11 protein-coding genes are annotated in these 16,878 nt (G+C 65.8%); 10 read left to right on the top strand and 1 reads right to left on the bottom strand.

Annotated features, from left to right (window positions below):
• Positions 1–78 precede the first annotated feature (78 nt).
• Positions 79–846 carry an FCD domain-containing protein gene (locus OH705_RS13750; RefSeq protein ID WP_023629356.1) on the bottom strand — a complete coding sequence of 256 codons (768 nt, stop codon included), beginning with the start codon at positions 844–846 and terminating at the stop codon, positions 79–81.
• A gap of 260 nt (positions 847–1,106) precedes the next feature.
• On the opposite strand from OH705_RS13750, the gene OH705_RS13745 reads away from it, so the two are divergent.
• From OH705_RS13745 to OH705_RS13700, 10 genes are all read left to right on the top strand, one after another.
• A complete protein-coding gene (locus tag OH705_RS13745; RefSeq protein WP_267302368.1) occupies positions 1,107–2,777 on the top strand; it encodes a lactate permease LctP family transporter in 1,671 nt (556 codons plus the stop codon).
• A gap of 63 nt (positions 2,778–2,840) precedes the next feature.
• Entirely contained in the window at positions 2,841–3,986 is a 1,146-nt protein-coding gene (gene lldD / locus OH705_RS13740) for an FMN-dependent L-lactate dehydrogenase LldD (protein ID WP_038706870.1), read from the top strand.
• A gap of 69 nt (positions 3,987–4,055) precedes the next feature.
• Positions 4,056–6,866, top strand: a complete 2,811-nt coding sequence (locus OH705_RS13735; RefSeq protein ID WP_267302367.1) for an FAD-binding and (Fe-S)-binding domain-containing protein — start codon at positions 4,056–4,058, stop codon at positions 6,864–6,866.
• A 167-nt stretch (positions 6,867–7,033) separates the two neighbouring features.
• Complete coding sequence (prmA, locus tag OH705_RS13730) at positions 7,034–7,912, top strand: 50S ribosomal protein L11 methyltransferase (protein ID WP_046854052.1); 879 nt, start codon at positions 7,034–7,036, stop codon at positions 7,910–7,912.
• A gap of 43 nt (positions 7,913–7,955) precedes the next feature.
• The gene (locus OH705_RS13725) at positions 7,956–9,275 is read left to right on the top strand and encodes a DUF3426 domain-containing protein (protein ID WP_094012244.1); all 1,320 of its coding nucleotides are present in this window, start codon (positions 7,956–7,958) and stop codon (positions 9,273–9,275) included.
• 204 nt (positions 9,276–9,479) lie between these two features.
• A complete protein-coding gene (gene dusB, locus OH705_RS13720) occupies positions 9,480–10,493 on the top strand; it encodes a tRNA dihydrouridine synthase DusB (protein WP_038706874.1) in 1,014 nt (337 codons plus the stop codon).
• The gene (fis, locus tag OH705_RS13715; RefSeq protein ID WP_011535876.1) at positions 10,490–10,810 is read left to right on the top strand and encodes a DNA-binding transcriptional regulator Fis; all 321 of its coding nucleotides are present in this window, start codon (positions 10,490–10,492) and stop codon (positions 10,808–10,810) included. The genes dusB and fis overlap by 4 nt, the downstream gene beginning before the upstream one ends.
• 79 nt (positions 10,811–10,889) lie before the next feature.
• Positions 10,890–12,497 (top strand): bifunctional phosphoribosylaminoimidazolecarboxamide formyltransferase/IMP cyclohydrolase, encoded by a 1,608-nt coding sequence (gene purH, locus OH705_RS13710; RefSeq protein ID WP_023630842.1) that lies wholly within the window; start codon positions 10,890–10,892, stop codon positions 12,495–12,497.
• 98 nt (positions 12,498–12,595) lie between these two features.
• Complete coding sequence (purD, locus tag OH705_RS13705; RefSeq protein ID WP_038706875.1) at positions 12,596–13,888, top strand: phosphoribosylamine--glycine ligase; 1,293 nt, start codon at positions 12,596–12,598, stop codon at positions 13,886–13,888.
• A gap of 136 nt (positions 13,889–14,024) precedes the next feature.
• Positions 14,025–16,799 (top strand): hybrid sensor histidine kinase/response regulator, encoded by a 2,775-nt coding sequence (locus tag OH705_RS13700; RefSeq protein WP_267302366.1) that lies wholly within the window; start codon positions 14,025–14,027, stop codon positions 16,797–16,799.
• Positions 16,800–16,878: the final 79 nt, after the last annotated feature.

Genomic DNA, 16,878 nt, shown 5'->3' with positions numbered 1-16,878 from the left:
CGATCGCGCCAGGCCAGGCAGCACCGCTGCCCATGCTAGCGCGATCGCGGGGCCAGCCCGCTCCCACGAAGCCCAGAATCAGCGCCCGCTGCGCCGCTCCGCCCGCGCAACCCGCTGTGCTTCCTGCTGCGCCTCCTGCAGCACCTCCTGCACATACAGGATGTGCCGGCTGGAAACCTCCCGCGCGTCCTCCGCACGCCCTTCGACAATCGCCAGGTACAACTCGCGATGCTGGCTGATCAGCATGTCGCGGGTCTCAGTGCGTTGTTGGTACATGCCGCCAATGTTGGTCACCACATTGCGCTTGAGCAGGTCGAACAACCCGCGAATAGTGTGCAACAACACGGCATTGTGGCTGGCCTCGGCAATGGCCAGATGGAAGCGAGCATCGGCAGCCCCCTCCTCCGCCCGATCCACCTCACCGACACGGTTGTAGCAGTCCTGCAAGGCGTCGAACGCAGTCTTCAGCCGCTCACGATCCGGCTCGGTGGCGCGCTGCGCCGCGTAGTAGGCGCAGGACGCCTCCAGCGTATGACGAAACTCCAGCAGGTCACGCTGCGCCTCGGGGCTGGATTCGAGCAGCTTCAGCAAGGGGTCGCTGAAGGTCGAGCCCAATGACTCGGCCACATAGTTGCCGCCGCCCTGGCGACTGACCAGCAAGCCCTTGGCCACCAGCTTCTGGATAGCCTCGCGCAACGACGGCCGCGACACGCCGAACTGCTCGGCCAGGGCGCGCTCGGCCGGCAGGCGCTGACCCGAGGTGAGGGTGCCTTCGAGAATCATCCCTTCCAACCGATCGACGATGTCGTCGGACAGGCGCCGCTGGCGGACCTGATCAAAAACCATCACATGCTCTCCACGAACCCCGGGGATGCCAATCCGGGGGCGCCTATTCTGCGCCTATCCGGCTTGCGCCGACAGCCGTCAGGCGGCGTTTTTCCCAGCCAATCAGATGCCCGCTCATCGGCATCCGACCAAAGTTTCCCACAGGACAAATTGACACACCCTGCGTGGCGCTCTTAACCTAGCGACCAGCCATTGTAAATTGGTCTTACCAATTATCCAATGCCAGTGCCTTGACCAACAACAATTAGGGGCCACCCCATATGCAAACCTGGCAACAACTCTATACCCCGCTTGGTAGCCTTGGCCTGTCCGCGCTGGCGGCGGTCATCCCAATCGTGTTCTTCTTCCTCGCCCTCGCCGTGTTCCGCCTCAAGGGCCACGTCGCCGGCAGCATCACCCTGGCACTGTCGATCCTGGTGGCGATCTTCGCCTTCCAGATGCCTGTCGACATGGCACTGGCCGCTGCGAGTTATGGCTTCCTCTACGGCCTGTGGCCGATTGCCTGGATCATCGTCGCCGCGGTGTTCCTCTACAAACTCACGGTCAAGAGTGGCCAGTTCGAAGTCATCCGCAGCTCGGTACTGTCGATCACCGACGACCAGCGCCTGCAAGTACTGCTGATCGGCTTCTGCTTCGGCGCCTTCCTCGAAGGCGCGGCCGGCTTCGGCGCCCCGGTAGCGATCACCGCCGCGCTGCTGGTGGGCCTGGGCTTCAACCCACTGTACGCCGCCGGCCTGTGCCTGATCGCCAACACCGCCCCGGTGGCCTTCGGCGCCCTGGGCATCCCGATCATCGTCGCCGGCCAGGTGACTGGCATCGATGCCTTCCACATCGGCGCCATGACCGGCCGCCAACTGCCGCTGCTGTCGCTGTTCGTGCCGTTCTGGCTGGTGTTCATGATGGACGGCGTGCGCGGCGTGAAAGAGACCTGGCCTGCCGCCCTGGTGGCCGGCCTGAGCTTCGCCGTCACCCAGTACTTCACCTCCAACTTCATCGGCCCGGAGCTGCCCGACATCACCTCGGCCCTGGCCAGCCTGATCGCCCTGACCCTGTTCCTCAAGGTCTGGCAGCCCAAGCGCGCGTTCGCCGAAGCCAAGGGCAGTGTCGGCGCCGCCGTCGTGCAATCCAGCGGCAGCCAACCGAGCCCGTACAGCTTTGGCGAGATCTTCAAGGCCTGGTCACCGTTCCTGATCCTCACCGTGCTGGTGACCATCTGGACCCTGAAACCGTTCAAGGCGGCCTTCGCCCCGGGCGGCGCGATGTACAACTTCGTGTTCAACTTCGCCATCCCGCACCTCGACCAGCTGGTGGTCAAGACCGCACCAATCGTCACAGCGCCCACCGCCATGCCGGCGGTGTTCAAGCTCGACCCGATCTCCGCCACCGGCACCGCGATCTTCCTCTCGGCACTGATCTCGATGTGGGTGCTGAAGATCAACTTCAAAACTGGTCTTACCACTTTCAAAGAAACCTTCTGGGAACTGCGCTGGCCGATCCTGTCGATCGGCATGGTGCTGGCCTTCGCCTTCGTCACCAACTACTCGGGCATGTCTTCGACCATGGCCCTGGTGTTGGCCGGCACCGGCGCGGCGTTCCCGTTCTTCTCGCCGTTCCTCGGCTGGCTGGGCGTGTTCCTGACCGGTTCGGATACCTCGTCCAACGCCCTGTTCAGCTCGCTGCAGGCTACTACCGCGCACCAGATCGGGGTCAACGACACCCTGCTTGTGGCGGCCAACACCAGTGGCGGCGTGACCGGCAAGATGATCTCGCCGCAGTCGATCGCCGTGGCCTGCGCCGCCACAGGCCTGGTCGGCAAGGAATCCGACCTGTTCCGCTTCACCGTCAAGCACAGCCTGTTCTTCGCCACCATCGTCGGCCTGATTACTCTGGTCCAGGCCTACTGGCTCACTGGCATGCTGGTTCATCACTAAAGTGACAGGGGCCGGGCGCCTTGACGCGCCCGGCATTCCCCACAAGCAACGCTGCGAGAATCCATGATCATTTCCGCCTCCACCGACTATCGCGCCGCGGCCCAACGCAAGCTGCCTCCCTTCCTGTTCCACTACGCCGACGGCGGCGCCTACGCCGAACACACCCTGCGCCACAACGTCTCGGACCTGGCCGGCATCGCCTTGCGCCAGCGCGTGCTGAAGAACATGTCCGAGCTGAGCTTGCAGACGCAGCTGTTCGACGAAACCCTGAGCATGCCCGTGGCCCTGGCCCCGGTCGGCCTCACCGGCATGTACGCCCGCCGTGGCGAAGTGCAGGCGGCACGCGCAGCGGCGGCCCATGGCATTCCGTTCACGATGTCGACGGTATCGGTGTGCCCGATCGAAGAAGTGGCCCCGGCCATCGACCGGCCGATGTGGTTCCAGCTGTATGTGCTCAAGGACCGCGGCTTCATGCGCAACGCCCTGGAGCGCGCCAAGGCCGCCGGAGTGAAGACCCTGGTGTTCACCGTCGACATGCCCGTGCCCGGCGCGCGCTACCGCGATGCCCACTCCGGCATGAGCGGCGCCAACGGCCCGCTGCGCCGCGTACTGCAAGCGATGACCCACCCGCAATGGGCGTGGGACGTCGGCGTGATGGGCCGCCCCCACGACCTGGGCAATATCTCCGCCTACCGCGGCAACCCCACGGGCCTTGCCGACTACATCGGCTGGCTGGGCAACAACTTCGACCCGTCCATCTCCTGGAAAGACCTGGAGTGGATCCGCGAATTCTGGGACGGCCCGATGATCATCAAGGGCATCCTCGACGCCGATGACGCCCGCGACGCGGTCAAGTTCGGCGCCGACGGCATCGTCGTCTCCAACCACGGCGGTCGCCAGCTCGATGGCGTGCTGTCCAGCGCCCGCGCCCTGCCGGCCATCGCCGACGCGGTGAAGGGCGATATCAAGATCCTCGCCGACTCCGGCATCCGCAGCGGCCTCGATGTGGTGCGCATGATCGCCCTGGGCGCCGACAGCGTGCTGATCGGCCGCGCCTTCCTCTATGCCCTGGCCACCCACGGCGAGGCCGGGGTGAAGAACCTGCTGGAGCTGTTCGAGAAAGAGATGCGCGTGGCCATGGTGCTGACCGGCGCCAAGTCCATCGGCGAGATCAGCAAAGACTCGCTGGTCCGCGAACTGGGCGCCTGAGCGCCCACCAACGCCTGAATACCCGGGGCACGCCGCGCACCAGACGCCGCGGCCCCGCGAGGAGATTGCATGAGCCTGCCCGCCGCGTTCCTGCGTGATGCCGAGCGCCTGATCCCCGCCGAACGCCGCTTCGACGACCCGACCTCGACCCTGGCCTTCGGCACCGACGCCAGCTTCTACCGGCTGATCCCCAAGCTGGTGCTGCGCGTGGAGTCCGAGAACGAAGTAGTCGCGCTGATCCAGCTGGCCCAGCGCGACCGGGTGCCGGTGACCTTCCGCGCCGCCGGCACCAGCCTGTCCGGCCAGGCCATCAGCGACTCGGTGCTGATCGTGCTCGGCGACAACTGGAATGGCCGGGAGATTCGCCACCAGGGCGGGCAGATCCGACTACAGCCCGGCGTGATCGGCGCCCAGGCCAATGCCTGGCTGGCCCCCTATGGGCGCAAGATCGGCCCGGACCCGGCATCGATCAACGCCTGCAAGATCGGCGGCATCGTCGCCAACAATGCCAGCGGCATGTGCTGCGGCACCGCGCAGAACACCTATCACACCCTCGCCGGCCTGCGCCTGGTGCTGGCCGACGGCACTCGCCTGGACAGCGAGGACCCGGCCAGCGTCGCCGCCTTTGAGCACAGCCACGCCGGCCTCCTGGACGAACTGGCCCGCCTTGGCCGCGAGACCCGCGCCAACACCGCGCTGGCTGAGCGCATCCGGCACAAGTACCGGCTGAAAAACACCACGGGGCTATCACTCAACGCACTGGTGGACTACGACCAGCCGCTCGATATCCTGCAGCACCTGCTGGTCGGTTCCGAAGGCACCCTTGGTTTCATCAGCGCCGTCACCTACAACACCGTGCCCGACCACCCGCACAAGGCCAGCGCCCTGCTGGTGTTCCCCAGCGTCGAAAGCTGCTGCCGCGCCGTGACCGTGCTCAAGCGCCAGCCAGTCTCCGCCGTTGAGCTGCTCGACCGCCGCAGCCTGCGCTCGGTGCAGGAGATGCCGGGCATGCCGGCGTGGGTCAAGGACCTGTCGGCCAACGCCTGCGCCCTGCTGATCGAGTGCCGCGCCGCCAGCCAGAGCCTGCTGCACGAGCAGCTCGAGCAGGTGATGGCGTCCATCGACGACTACCCGCTGGAGCAGAAGGTCGCGTTCAGCGAAGACCCGGCGGTGTACAACCAGCTGTGGAAGATCCGCAAGGACACCTTCCCCGCCGTCGGCGCCGTGCGCCAGACCGGCACCACGGTGATCATCGAGGACGTGACCTTCCCCATCGAACAACTGGCCGAAGGCGTCAACCGCCTGATCCAGCTGTTCGACAAGCACCGCTATGACGAGGCGATCATTTTCGGCCACGCCCTGGAAGGCAACCTGCACTTCGTCTTCACCCAGGGCTTCAACAGCGCCGAGGAAGTGGAGCGCTACCAGGCCTTCATGGACGACGTGGCGCAGCTGGTGGCAGTGGAATTCGGCGGCTCGCTCAAGGCCGAGCACGGCACCGGGCGCAACATGGCGCCCTTCGTCGAACTGGAATGGGGGCATGACGCCTACCAGCTGATGTGGAAGCTCAAGCGCCTGCTCGACCCCAACGGCATCCTCAACCCCGATGTGGTGCTGAGCGAGGACCCCGACATCCACCTGAAGAACCTCAAGCCGCTGCCGGCCGCCGACGAGATCGTCGACAAGTGCATCGAGTGCGGTTTCTGCGAGCCGGTGTGTCCGTCGAAAGGCCTTACCTTGAGCCCGCGCCAGCGCATCGTCATGTGGCGCGACATCCAGGCGAAGAAACGCGCCGGCGTTGATACCCGCGAACTGCTGCGCACCTACCAGTACCAGGGCATCGACACCTGTGCCGCCACCGGCCTGTGCGCCCAGCGCTGCCCGGTGGGCATCAACACCGGCGAGCTGGTGAAGAAGCTGCGCGGTCAGGCGGCCGAGCACGGCAAGACCGCCGACTGGCTGGCCGAGCATTTTCACGCCACCTTGCGCGGCGCGCGCTTCACGCTGGCCGCCGCCAATGGCGCGCGCAAGCTGCTCGGTGCCCCGCGCATGAGCCGGCTCAGCGCCCGCCTGAGCAAGGCCAGCAAAGGCCGCCTGCCACAGTGGACCCCCGCCATGCCGCAGCCACTGCGGGCCTTCGAGTTCAGCACCGCGAGCCACGACGCCCGCCCTCGCGTGGTCTACCTGGCCGCCTGTGTTTCGCGGGTGATGGGCCCGGCCTATGCCGACCGCGAGCAGAGTTCGCTGCTGGACAAGACCCGTGCCCTGCTGGAGAAGGCCGGCTACCAGGTAGTGTTCCCGGACAACGCCGACAGTCTGTGCTGCGGCCAGCCGTTCGCCTCCAAGGGCTACCCCGAGCAGGCCGAGCACAAGCGCCAGGAACTGATCAACGCACTACTGCACGCCAGCCGCGGCGGCCTTGACCCGATCTACTGCGACACCAGCCCCTGCACCCTGCGCCTGGTGCAGGACCTGGGCGAATCGCGGCTGGACCTGTACGACCCGGTGCGCTTCATCCGCACCCACCTGGTCGACAAGCTGGAGTTCACCCCCCAGGACGAGCCCGTGGCGGTGCACGTGACCTGCAGCACCCAGCACCTGGGCGAAAGCCAGGCGCTGATCGACCTGGCGCGGCGCTGCAGCAAGCAGGTGGTGATCCCCGAAGGCATCCATTGCTGCGGCTTCGCCGGCGACAAGGGCTTCACCACACCTGAGCTCAACGCCCATTCGCTGCGTACCCTCAAGGACGCGGTGCAGTATTGCAGCGAGGGGATCTCCACCAGCCGCACCTGCGAGATCGGCCTGTCGAGCCACAGTGGCATCGATTATCACGGGCTTGTGTACCTGGTGGACCGGGTGACGCGGGCGCGCAGTCTCTGAACCGCAAGGCAGCCCCGCTCTCTGGTGGGAGCGGGCTAGCCCCGCGATGGCGCCGGCAAAGCCGCCAGCACAACTGCGTCCTGCACAAACCCCACGCACTCAAGTAAACTGGCGGCCTTTTCGCGCAGCCTCGGGCTGCCCCTGTCGATTTACCAAAGGTGCCCGCCATGCCCTGGCTGCAAGTACGCCTGGCCATCAGCCCGGAACAAGCCGAAACCTACGAAGACGCCCTGCTTGAAGTGGGCGCCGTCTCGGTGACCTTCATGGACGCAGAAGACCAGCCGATCTTCGAACCGGACCTCAACACCACCCCGCTGTGGTCGCACACGCACCTGCTGGCGCTGTTCGAGGCCGATGCCGAGCCCGAGCAGGTGTTCGCCCACCTGCGCCTGCTGACCGGCGCCGAGCTGCCCGAGTACCACGCCGAGGTGATCGAGGACCAGGACTGGGAGCGCAGCTGGATGGACAACTTCCAGCCGATGCGCTTCGGCCAGCGCCTGTGGATCGTGCCGAGCTGGCACGAAGCCCCGGAAAAGGACGCGGTGAACCTGCTGCTCGACCCGGGCCTGGCCTTTGGCACGGGTACCCACCCGACCACCGCGCTGTGCCTGGAATGGCTCGACGGCCAGCAGCTGCAAGGCACGCAAGTGCTCGACTTCGGCTGCGGCTCGGGCATCCTGGCCATTGCCGCGCTGCTGCTCGGCGCCCGCCACGCGGTCGGCACCGACATCGACGTGCAGGCTATCGAGGCCTCGCGTGACAACGCCCAGCGCAACGGCATTGCCGACGACACGTTCGACCTGTACCTGCCCGAGCAGATGCCGGCCATGCAGGCCGACGTGCTGGTCGCGAACATCCTGGCCGGCCCGCTGGTATCGCTGGCGCCGCAGTTGTCCGGCCTGGTGCGCCCCGGCGGCCTGCTGGCGCTGTCGGGCATCCTCGCCGAACAGGGTGAGGAAGTGGCCGCCGCCTATGCCGCCGACTTCGACCTGGACCCGATCGTCGTGCGCGACGGCTGGGTACGTATCAGTGGTCGCCGCCGCTAAGCGCGCCTAGACTCAACTCCTGCACAGCTTCCCGGACAGCCGCATGACCGACAGTTTCGTCACCCAGTGCCCGCATTGCCAGACCAGCTTTCGCGTCACCCATCACCAGTTGAGCGTGGCCCGCGGCGTGGTGCGCTGCGGCCAATGCCTGCAGGTGTTCAACGCGGCGAAACAACTGCTGGAGCAGAATCGCGCCGCGGCTGGCGAAGGCGACACCCGTGCGCCGGCGCCGGCAGCCGAGCCGGCCGTGCCAGCGCCCGCAGCCGTGCAACCGGAGGCCGCCCCGCCGGCACCGAGCGAGGACAACTGGACGGTCACGGCCGAGGAACTGGATGCCCTCGATCTCGACCAGGAGCTGGCGCGCCTTGAACGGCGCAGCCCGGGTGATCGGCGCGCCGCCCCGGCCAAAGGCATGCTCCAGGCCCGCCGCGACGATCAGCTCGGCGATGGGCCTGGCGATGAACCGTTCGGCACCGCCACTGACGGCGACCGTGAGCCTGCGCAGGAGCGCGAGGACGCACCGATGCTGGTCGAGCAGGAGCCGCTGGACCTGGCGCCGGCCGACGACGAGCGCACCGAGCCTACCCTCGGCGCGACCAGCCTCGAGCTGGACGATGAGCCTCCAGTGCGCAATCAGCCACTCGACGAACCCTCGCGGCAGTTGCCCAACCACGACGAACCCTTGCCGGAGAAGGGCCTTTCGGCGCTTGACGACGAGGTGCACAGCGCGCCGTTCTCGGCCCGCGACTATGACCCCGAAGAACATCCCGGGCAACGCCTGGAACCGAGCCTGGCCGCCAAGCCCGAACGCGCGCGCAAGGAGCCGCTGGTCGACGTGGTCGACGACCCGTTGCAGCTGGGCTGGGAAAAGCCCGCCCCGAACTGGGGCAAACGCCTGCTGTGGGGTTTCCTGACACTGCTGGCCGCGGGCCTGCTGGCATTCCAGTACGTCTGGTTCCACTTCGACGAAATGGCCCGCCAGGACCAGTATCGCCCTTGGTTCCAGCAGCTGTGCCCGATGTTCGGCTGCCAGGTGCCGACCCGCGTAGACATCTCGCGGATCAAAAGCAGCAATCTGGTAGTGCGCAGCCACCCGGACTTCAAAGGGGCGCTGATCGTCGACGCGATCATCTACAACCGCGCGCCCTTCGCCCAGCCCTTCCCCCTTCTCGAATTGCGCTTCGCCGACCTCAACGGCCAGCTGATCGCCAGCCGGCGCTTCAAACCAAGCGAGTACCTGTCGGGCGAGCTGGCCGGGCGCGGCGAGATGCCCAGCCAGACGCCGATCCACATCGCCCTGGACATCCTCGACCCTGGGCCGAAGGCGGTGAACTACAGCCTGAGCTTCCGTTCGCCGGAGTAAGCGACAGGCGGCAAGCTTCACACCGCAGGTAAATGCCTGTCCGCAGCCCTCTTGCAGCTTGAAGCTTGCCGCTTGGCACTGGATGTCATAACGCCGCAACTGTTCAGATTTTATCCAGATTCATCTTTATCCGGTCATCGAGAGCGGGTATCATGCCATCCCTTTTTCGACTCCAATGATTCGGCCCCACAACAGGGAACACCTATGTCGGCGGTACGCATCGGCCCTTACACACTGCAGAACAACCTGATCCTGGCCCCGATGGCCGGCGTCACGGACCAACCTTTCCGTACCCTGTGCAAGCGTCTGGGAGCGGGCATGGTGGTCTCGGAGATGGTCTCCAGCGACATGCGTCTGTGGAATAGCCGCAAGTCGAGCCTGCGCCGCATACATGAAAGCGATCCCGAGCCACGCTCGGTGCAGATCGCCGGCGGCGATGCGCAGATGATGGCCGAGGCGGCCCGGGCCAATGTCGAGGCCGGCGCGCAGATCATCGACATCAACATGGGTTGCCCGGCAAAAAAAGTCTGCAACAAGGCCGCAGGCTCTGCTTTATTGAGAGATGAAGCCTTGGTCACCGAAATCCTCCACGCCGTCGTCGGCGCCGTGGACGTGCCGGTGACGCTGAAGATCCGCACCGGCTGGGACCGGGCAAGCAAGAACGGCCTGAACGTGGCGAAGATCGCCGAACAGGCCGGCATCCAGGCGCTGGCGGTGCATGGCCGCACACGCGCCGACCTGTACACCGGTGACGCCGAGTACGACACCATCGCCGCGATCAAGCAGGCGGTGTCGATCCCGGTTTTCGCCAACGGCGACATCACTTCGCCGGAAAAGGCCCGGGCGGTGCTGCATGCCACCGGCGCCGACGGCCTGCTGATCGGCCGTGCCGCCCAAGGGCGGCCGTGGATTTTCCGCGAGATCGAGCATTACCTGCGCACGGGCGAGCACCTGCCCACCCCGGCGCTGGACGAAGTGGAACGCATTCTGCTGGAACACCTGGCCGCGCTGCATGCCTTCTATGGCGATGTGATGGGCGTGCGGATCGCCCGCAAGCACGTTGGCTGGTACCTGGCAACCCGACCTGGCGGCAAGGAGTTCCGCAGCCAGTTCAACGCTTTGCAAGACACACAAGCGCAGTGCGCCAACGTTCAGGCTTATTTTGCCGAACGTCGACAGAGCCTTGGGACAGAGGACGAACAAGGGGTGGCCGCATGACGATGATGACCGAGACATTAGTGAGTGGAACAACGCCCGTGAGCGACAACGCCAACCTCAAGCAGCACCTGAACACGCCGAGCGAGGAGGGCCAGACCCTGCGCGACAGCGTCGAGAAGGCGCTGCACAACTACTTCGCCCACCTGGAAGGCGCTACCGTCACGGACGTGTACAACCTGGTGCTCTCGGAAGTCGAGGCGCCGCTGCTCGAATGCGTGATGAACTACGTAAAGGGCAACCAGACCAAAGCCAGCGAGATGCTCGGGCTCAACCGAGGCACGCTGCGCAAGAAGCTCAAGCAGTACGATCTGTTGTAAGGCCAGAACCCCAACCAGAAAAGGCGCTCATGCAAAAAGGCGCCTTTTTTGCTGACTCCACCGCGTTATGGAATCTGAAATGACCGACCAGACTACCCGCCTGCCGATCCGCCGCGCCCTGATCAGCGTCTCCGACAAGACCGGTATCCTCGAATTCGCCCGGGAGCTGCAACAGCTCGGTGTCGAGATCCTGTCCACCGGCGGCACCTACAAGCTGCTCAAGGACAACGGCGTCAACGCGGTGGAAGTGGCCGACTACACCGGCTTCGCCGAAATGATGGACGGCCGGGTCAAGACCCTGCATCCGAAGATCCACGGCGGCATCCTGGGCCGTCGCGGCACCGACGACGCCATCATGAACGAGCATGGCATCAAGCCGATCGACCTGGTCGCGGTCAACTTGTACCCGTTCGAAGCCACCATCAGCAAGCCGGGCTGCGACCTGCCGACAGCCATCGAGAACATCGACATCGGCGGCCCGACCATGGTCCGTTCCGCGGCGAAGAACCACAAGGACGTGGCCATCGTGGTCAACGCCAGCGATTACGCCGGCATTGTCGAAGGCCTGAAAGCCGGCGGCCTGACCTACGCCCAGCGCTTCGACCTGATGCTCAAGGCCTTCGAGCACACCGCCGCCTACGACGGCATGATCGCCAACTACATGGGCACCATCGACCAGGCCAAGGACACCCTGTCCACCGAAGATCGCAGCGAGTTCCCGCGCACCTTCAACAGCCAGTTCGTCAAGGCCCAGGAAATGCGCTACGGCGAGAACCCGCACCAGAGCGCGGCGTTCTACGTCGAGGCCAAGAAGGGCGAGGCCAGCATTTCCACCGCCATCCAGCTGCAAGGCAAGGAGCTGTCGTTCAACAACGTGGCCGATACCGACGCCGCGCTGGAGTGCGTGAAGAGCTTCGTCAAGCCGGCCTGCGTGATCGTCAAGCACGCCAACCCGTGCGGCGTGGCCGTGGTGCCTGAAGACGAAGGCGGTATCCGCAAGGCCTACGACCTGGCCTACGCCACCGACACCGAGTCGGCATTCGGCGGCATCATCGCCTTCAACCGCGAGCTGGACGGCGAAACCGCCAAAGCCATCGTCGAGCGCCAGTTCGTCGAAGTGATCATTGCCCCGAAAATCTCCCAGGCCGCCCGCGAAGTCGTGGCCGCCAAGCAGAACGTGCGTCTGCTGGAGTGCGGCGAGTGGCCAGCCGAGCGCGCCGCCGGTTGGGACTTCAAGCGCGTCAACGGTGGCCTGCTGGTGCAGAGCCGCGATATCGGCATGATCACTGCCGACGACCTGAAGATCGTCACCAAGCGTGCGCCGACCGAGCAGGAAATCCACGACTTGGTGTTTGCCTGGAAAGTGGCCAAGTTCGTCAAGTCCAACGCCATCGTCTACGCCAAGCAGCGCCAGACCATCGGCGTCGGCGCCGGCCAGATGAGCCGCGTCAACTCCGCGCGCATCGCCGCGATCAAGGCCGAACATGCCGGCCTGCAAGTGCAGGGCGCGGTAATGGCTTCGGATGCGTTCTTCCCGTTCCGTGATGGCATCGACAACGCGGCTAAAGTGGGTATCAGCGCGGTGATCCAGCCAGGTGGTTCGATGCGTGATGCCGAAGTCATCGCCGCTGCCGACGAAGCCGGTATCGCCATGGTATTCACCGGCATGCGCCACTTCCGCCACTGATTATGGCAATCGGCCGCACTGAAGCAGGCATCTGCTTCAGTGCGACCTCGTACAGCGAGGGGTGCTGCCTCTCGTTCGACAGATTTCGAGGTTTTGACATGAAAGTTTTGATCATCGGCAGCGGCGGTCGCGAACACGCCCTGGCCTGGAAAGTCGCCCAGGACCCACGGGTCGAGAAAATCTTCGTGGCGCCAGGTAACGCCGGCACCGCCAGCGAAGCCAAGTGCGAGAACGTCGCCATCGACGTCACCGCCCTGGAGCAACTGGCCGACTTCGCCGAGAAGAACGTCGACCTGACCATCGTCGGCCCGGAAGCGCCGCTGGTGATCGGTGTCGTGGACCTGTTCCGCAGCCGCGGCCTGGACTGCTTCGGCCCGACCAAGGGCGCGGCCCAGCTAGAAGGCTCCAAGGCCTTCACCAAGGACTTCCTGGCCCGCCACAAGATCCCGACTGCCGACTACCAGAACTTCACCGAGATCGAGCCGGCCCTGGCCTACCTGCGTGAGAAAGGTGCGCCGATCGTGATCAAGGCCGACGGCCTGGCCGCCGGTAAAGGTGTAATCGTCGCCATGACCTTGCAGGAAGCCGAAGACGCCGTGCGCGACATGCTCGCCGGCAACGCCTTCGGTGAAGCCGGTTCGCGCGTGGTGATCGAAGAGTTCCTCGACGGCGAAGAAGCCAGCTTCATCGTCATGGTCGACGGCCACAACGTGCTGCCCATGGCCACCAGCCAGGACCACAAGCGTGTCGGCAACCAGGATACCGGCCCGAACACCGGCGGCATGGGTGCCTACTCCCCTGCCCCCGTGGTCACCGCCGACGTGCACCAGCGCGTGATGGACCAAGTGATCTGGCCAACCGTGCGCGGCATGGCCGAGGAAGGCAACGTCTACACCGGCTTCCTGTATGCCGGCCTGATGATCGACAAGGCAGGCAACCCCAAGGTCATCGAGTTCAACTGCCGCTTCGGCGACCCGGAAACCCAGCCGGTCATGCTGCGCCTGGAGTCGAGCCTGGTACTGCTGATCGAAGCCGCCTTCGCCAAGGCCCTGGACAAGGTCGAGGCGCAGTGGGATCCGCGTCCTAGCCTGGGCGTGGTGCTGGCCGCCGGTGGCTACCCGGGCGACTACGCCAAAGGCGCCGTGATCAGCGGCCTCGACGCGGCCGCCAAGCTTGAAGGCAAAGTGTTCCACGCCGGCACCGCGCTGAAGGACGGCCAGGTGGTCACCGCCGGTGGCCGCGTACTGTGCGCCACCGCCATGGGCGACACCGTCGAAGCCGCCCAGCAGCAGGCCTACCGCTTGGCCGAGCAGGTCAAGTGGGACGCCAGCTTCTACCGCAACGACATCGGCTACCGGGCCATCGCCCGCGAGCGCGGTGAGCAGCAGTAAAAGTGCAGCCAACGGTCGTGCCGTACCCGGCGCACGGCCTTCGGCTCGTCGTCAAGGCCCCGCCGGGGCCTTGCCTTCGCCTTGGCGCGCCGCGCATAGTGGATATCCGGCACATTAGCTAAGAAGGGATTTCGTCGTGCGTCGGCTTCGGATTGCCATAGCCCTGATCGTCAGCCTGCTGACCCTGCTCTGCCTGCTCCCGGCACACGCCGAACAGGCCGCGGGCTGGTCGGCGCTGCTCGATGAACAGGCCAACCTGCAGCTGTCCGACGTGCGCTCCGAACGCTACCGCAACCAGTTCAGCCCATTGGCCCTCGAAGAACTGGATGCCGCCCTCCCCGACCAGGCCCTGTGGTTGCACTACCGCCTGGATCCGAGCGACCAGGAACAACTGGTACGCATTTTCGCCCCCGACCTGTCACGCCTGGACCTCTACGCCCTGGAAGGCGGCAAACTGCTGCGCCAGCTGCACCATGGCCGGCAGGGTGATGGCCTGAGCCCGACCCTGCGCGGCAGGGACCACGTGCTGCCACTGCCGCACAGCAACCAACCGCTGGATATCTACCTGCGGCTGGTTTCCGAACACCAGCTGCGCCCGGCCATCACTGTCGAGACCACCGCCCACGCTGCTGCCGACCAGCGCCAGTCGCTGCTGTTCGGCCTGCTGTTCGGGGGGCTGGCCATGCTGATCCTGCACAACCTGATCCGCTTCGGCTACACACGCTCCAGCACCACGCTGGTGCTGGCGCTGTACCACGGCCTGATGCTGCTCAGCGCGCTGATCCTGCTCAACCTCAGTGGCCCCTGGTGGCACCTGTGGCACAGCGCGCAGACCCCGGCAGCCTACCTGACCCTGGTACTGGCTGGCCTGGCCGGATTGTATTTCACCCTGCATTTCTTCTCCCCCTGCAGTTCGGCGCGGCTCAACCGCCTGCTGCACATGGAGATGCTGGTGGCCGCCGTCAGCGGCCTGGTGCTGCTGTTCGTCGATACGCTGCCGCTGAACCTGATGACCTATGCCCTGCTCGCCCTGGGCAGCGTGAGCATGCTGCTGGTCAGCGGCTATCACTGGTACAAGGGCTACGGCCCGGCGCGCCTGTTCGCCGTGGCGATGCTGGTGTTCAACCTCGGCGGCCTGGTGCTGCTACCGGCCCTGCTGGGACTCACCCGCACCTCCACGCCCTGGTTGTTGTGCATCCTCATGGCGCTGACCGTGGTCAGCGGCCTGCTGCTCAACCTCGCGGTCAGCGAGCGCCTGCGCCGGATCAGCGAGGAGCGCTTCCGCGCCAGCCGCGCCCTGGCCGCCAGCGACGCCGAGATCAACGCCAAGGCCGAGTTCCTGGCCAAGATCAGCCATGAGATCCGCACCCCCATGAACGGCGTGCTGGGCATGACCGAGCTGCTGCTCGGCACGCCGCTGTCGGTCAAGCAGCGCGACTATGTGCAGACCATCCACAGCGCCGGCAACGAACTGCTCACCCTGATCAACGAAATCCTCGACATCTCCAAGCTCGAGTCGCGGCAGATCGAACTGGACGACGTGCAGTTCGACCTCAACGCCCTGATCGAGGACTGCCTGAACATCTTCCGGGCCAAGGCCGAACAGCAGAACATCGAGCTGATCAGCTTCACCCAGCCACAAGTGCCGCGAGTGGTCAGCGGCGACCCGACGCGCCTGCGCCAGGCCTTGTCGAGCCTGCTGGACAACGCCCTGAAGAACACCACCCAGGGCGAGATCCTGCTGGTGGTGGCCCTCGACCAGCGTGGCGACAGCCCGCGCCTGCGCATCGCCGTGCAGGACAGCGGCGAGCCCATGCCGCCGGCCGAGCGCGACGCCTTGCTGCAGGCCGAGCTGCACAGCCGCCACTTCCTCTCCAGCAACAAGCTCGGTGGCCACCTGGGCCTGGTGATCGCCAAGCAACTGATCGGCCTGATGCAGGGCGAGTTCGGCATCAAGACCAGCACCAGCATGGGCAACACCCTGTGGCTGACCCTGCCGCTCGACCCGCTGCGCCTGGAGCAGCCGCCTACCGACCTCGACGGCCCGCTGCGCGACGCCCGGGTGCTGGTGGTGGACGACAACGACACCTGCCGCAAGGTGCTGGTGCAGCAATGCAGCGCCTGGGGCATGAACGTCAGCGCGGTGCCGTCGGGCAAGGAGGCACTGGCCTTGCTGCGCACCAAGGCGCACCTGCGCGACTATTTCGACGCGGTGCTGCTCGACCAGAACATGCCTGGCATGACCGGCATGCAACTGGCGGCGAAGATCAAGGAAGACCCGAGCCTGAACCACGACATCCTGGTGGTCATGCTCACCGGCATCAGCAACGCGCCGAGCAAGATCATCGCCCGCAACGCCGGGGTCAAGCGCATCCTGGCCAAGCCGGTGGCCGGCTACACGCTCAAGACCACCCTTGCCGAGGAACTCGCCCTGCGCGGCCGCGAGCAGGCCGCGCCGCCGCTGCCGGTCGGCACCCCGGTGCCGCTGGACCTGCCCGGCGACTTCCGCATCCTGGTGGCCGAGGACAACAGCATCTCGACCAAGGTCATCCGCGGCATGCTCGGCAAGCTCAACCTCGAGCCGGATACCGCCAGCAACGGCGAAGAGGCCCTGCAGGCGATGAAGGCCAAACAGTACGACCTGGTGCTGATGGACTGCGAGATGCCAGTACTCGACGGTTTCTCCGCCACCCAGCAGCTGCGCGCCTGGGAGACCGCCAACCAACGCCCGCGCACCCCGGTGGTGGCATTGACCGCGCATATCCTCAACGAGCACAAGGAACGCGCGCGCCTGGCCGGCATGGACGGGCACATGGCCAAGCCGGTGGAGCTGTCGCAATTGCGCGAGCTGGTGCAGTTCTGGGCGGGGCAGCGGCAGGTGGTGTCCGACGGCACCACGCAGATCCTGTAGCAGCGGCTTCAGCCGCGAGGCAACCACCACACAATCTTGCACCCGCTTCGCGGGTGATCGCGGTTGAAGCCGCTCCTAC

Origin of the sequence: Pseudomonas sp. BJa3, assembly GCF_026343815.1 — a bacterium.
GTDB lineage: Bacteria > Pseudomonadota > Gammaproteobacteria > Pseudomonadales > Pseudomonadaceae > Aquipseudomonas > Aquipseudomonas soli.
Note: the sequence above shows the minus strand (reverse complement) of the source record. Positions and strands in the feature narration are given on the sequence as shown.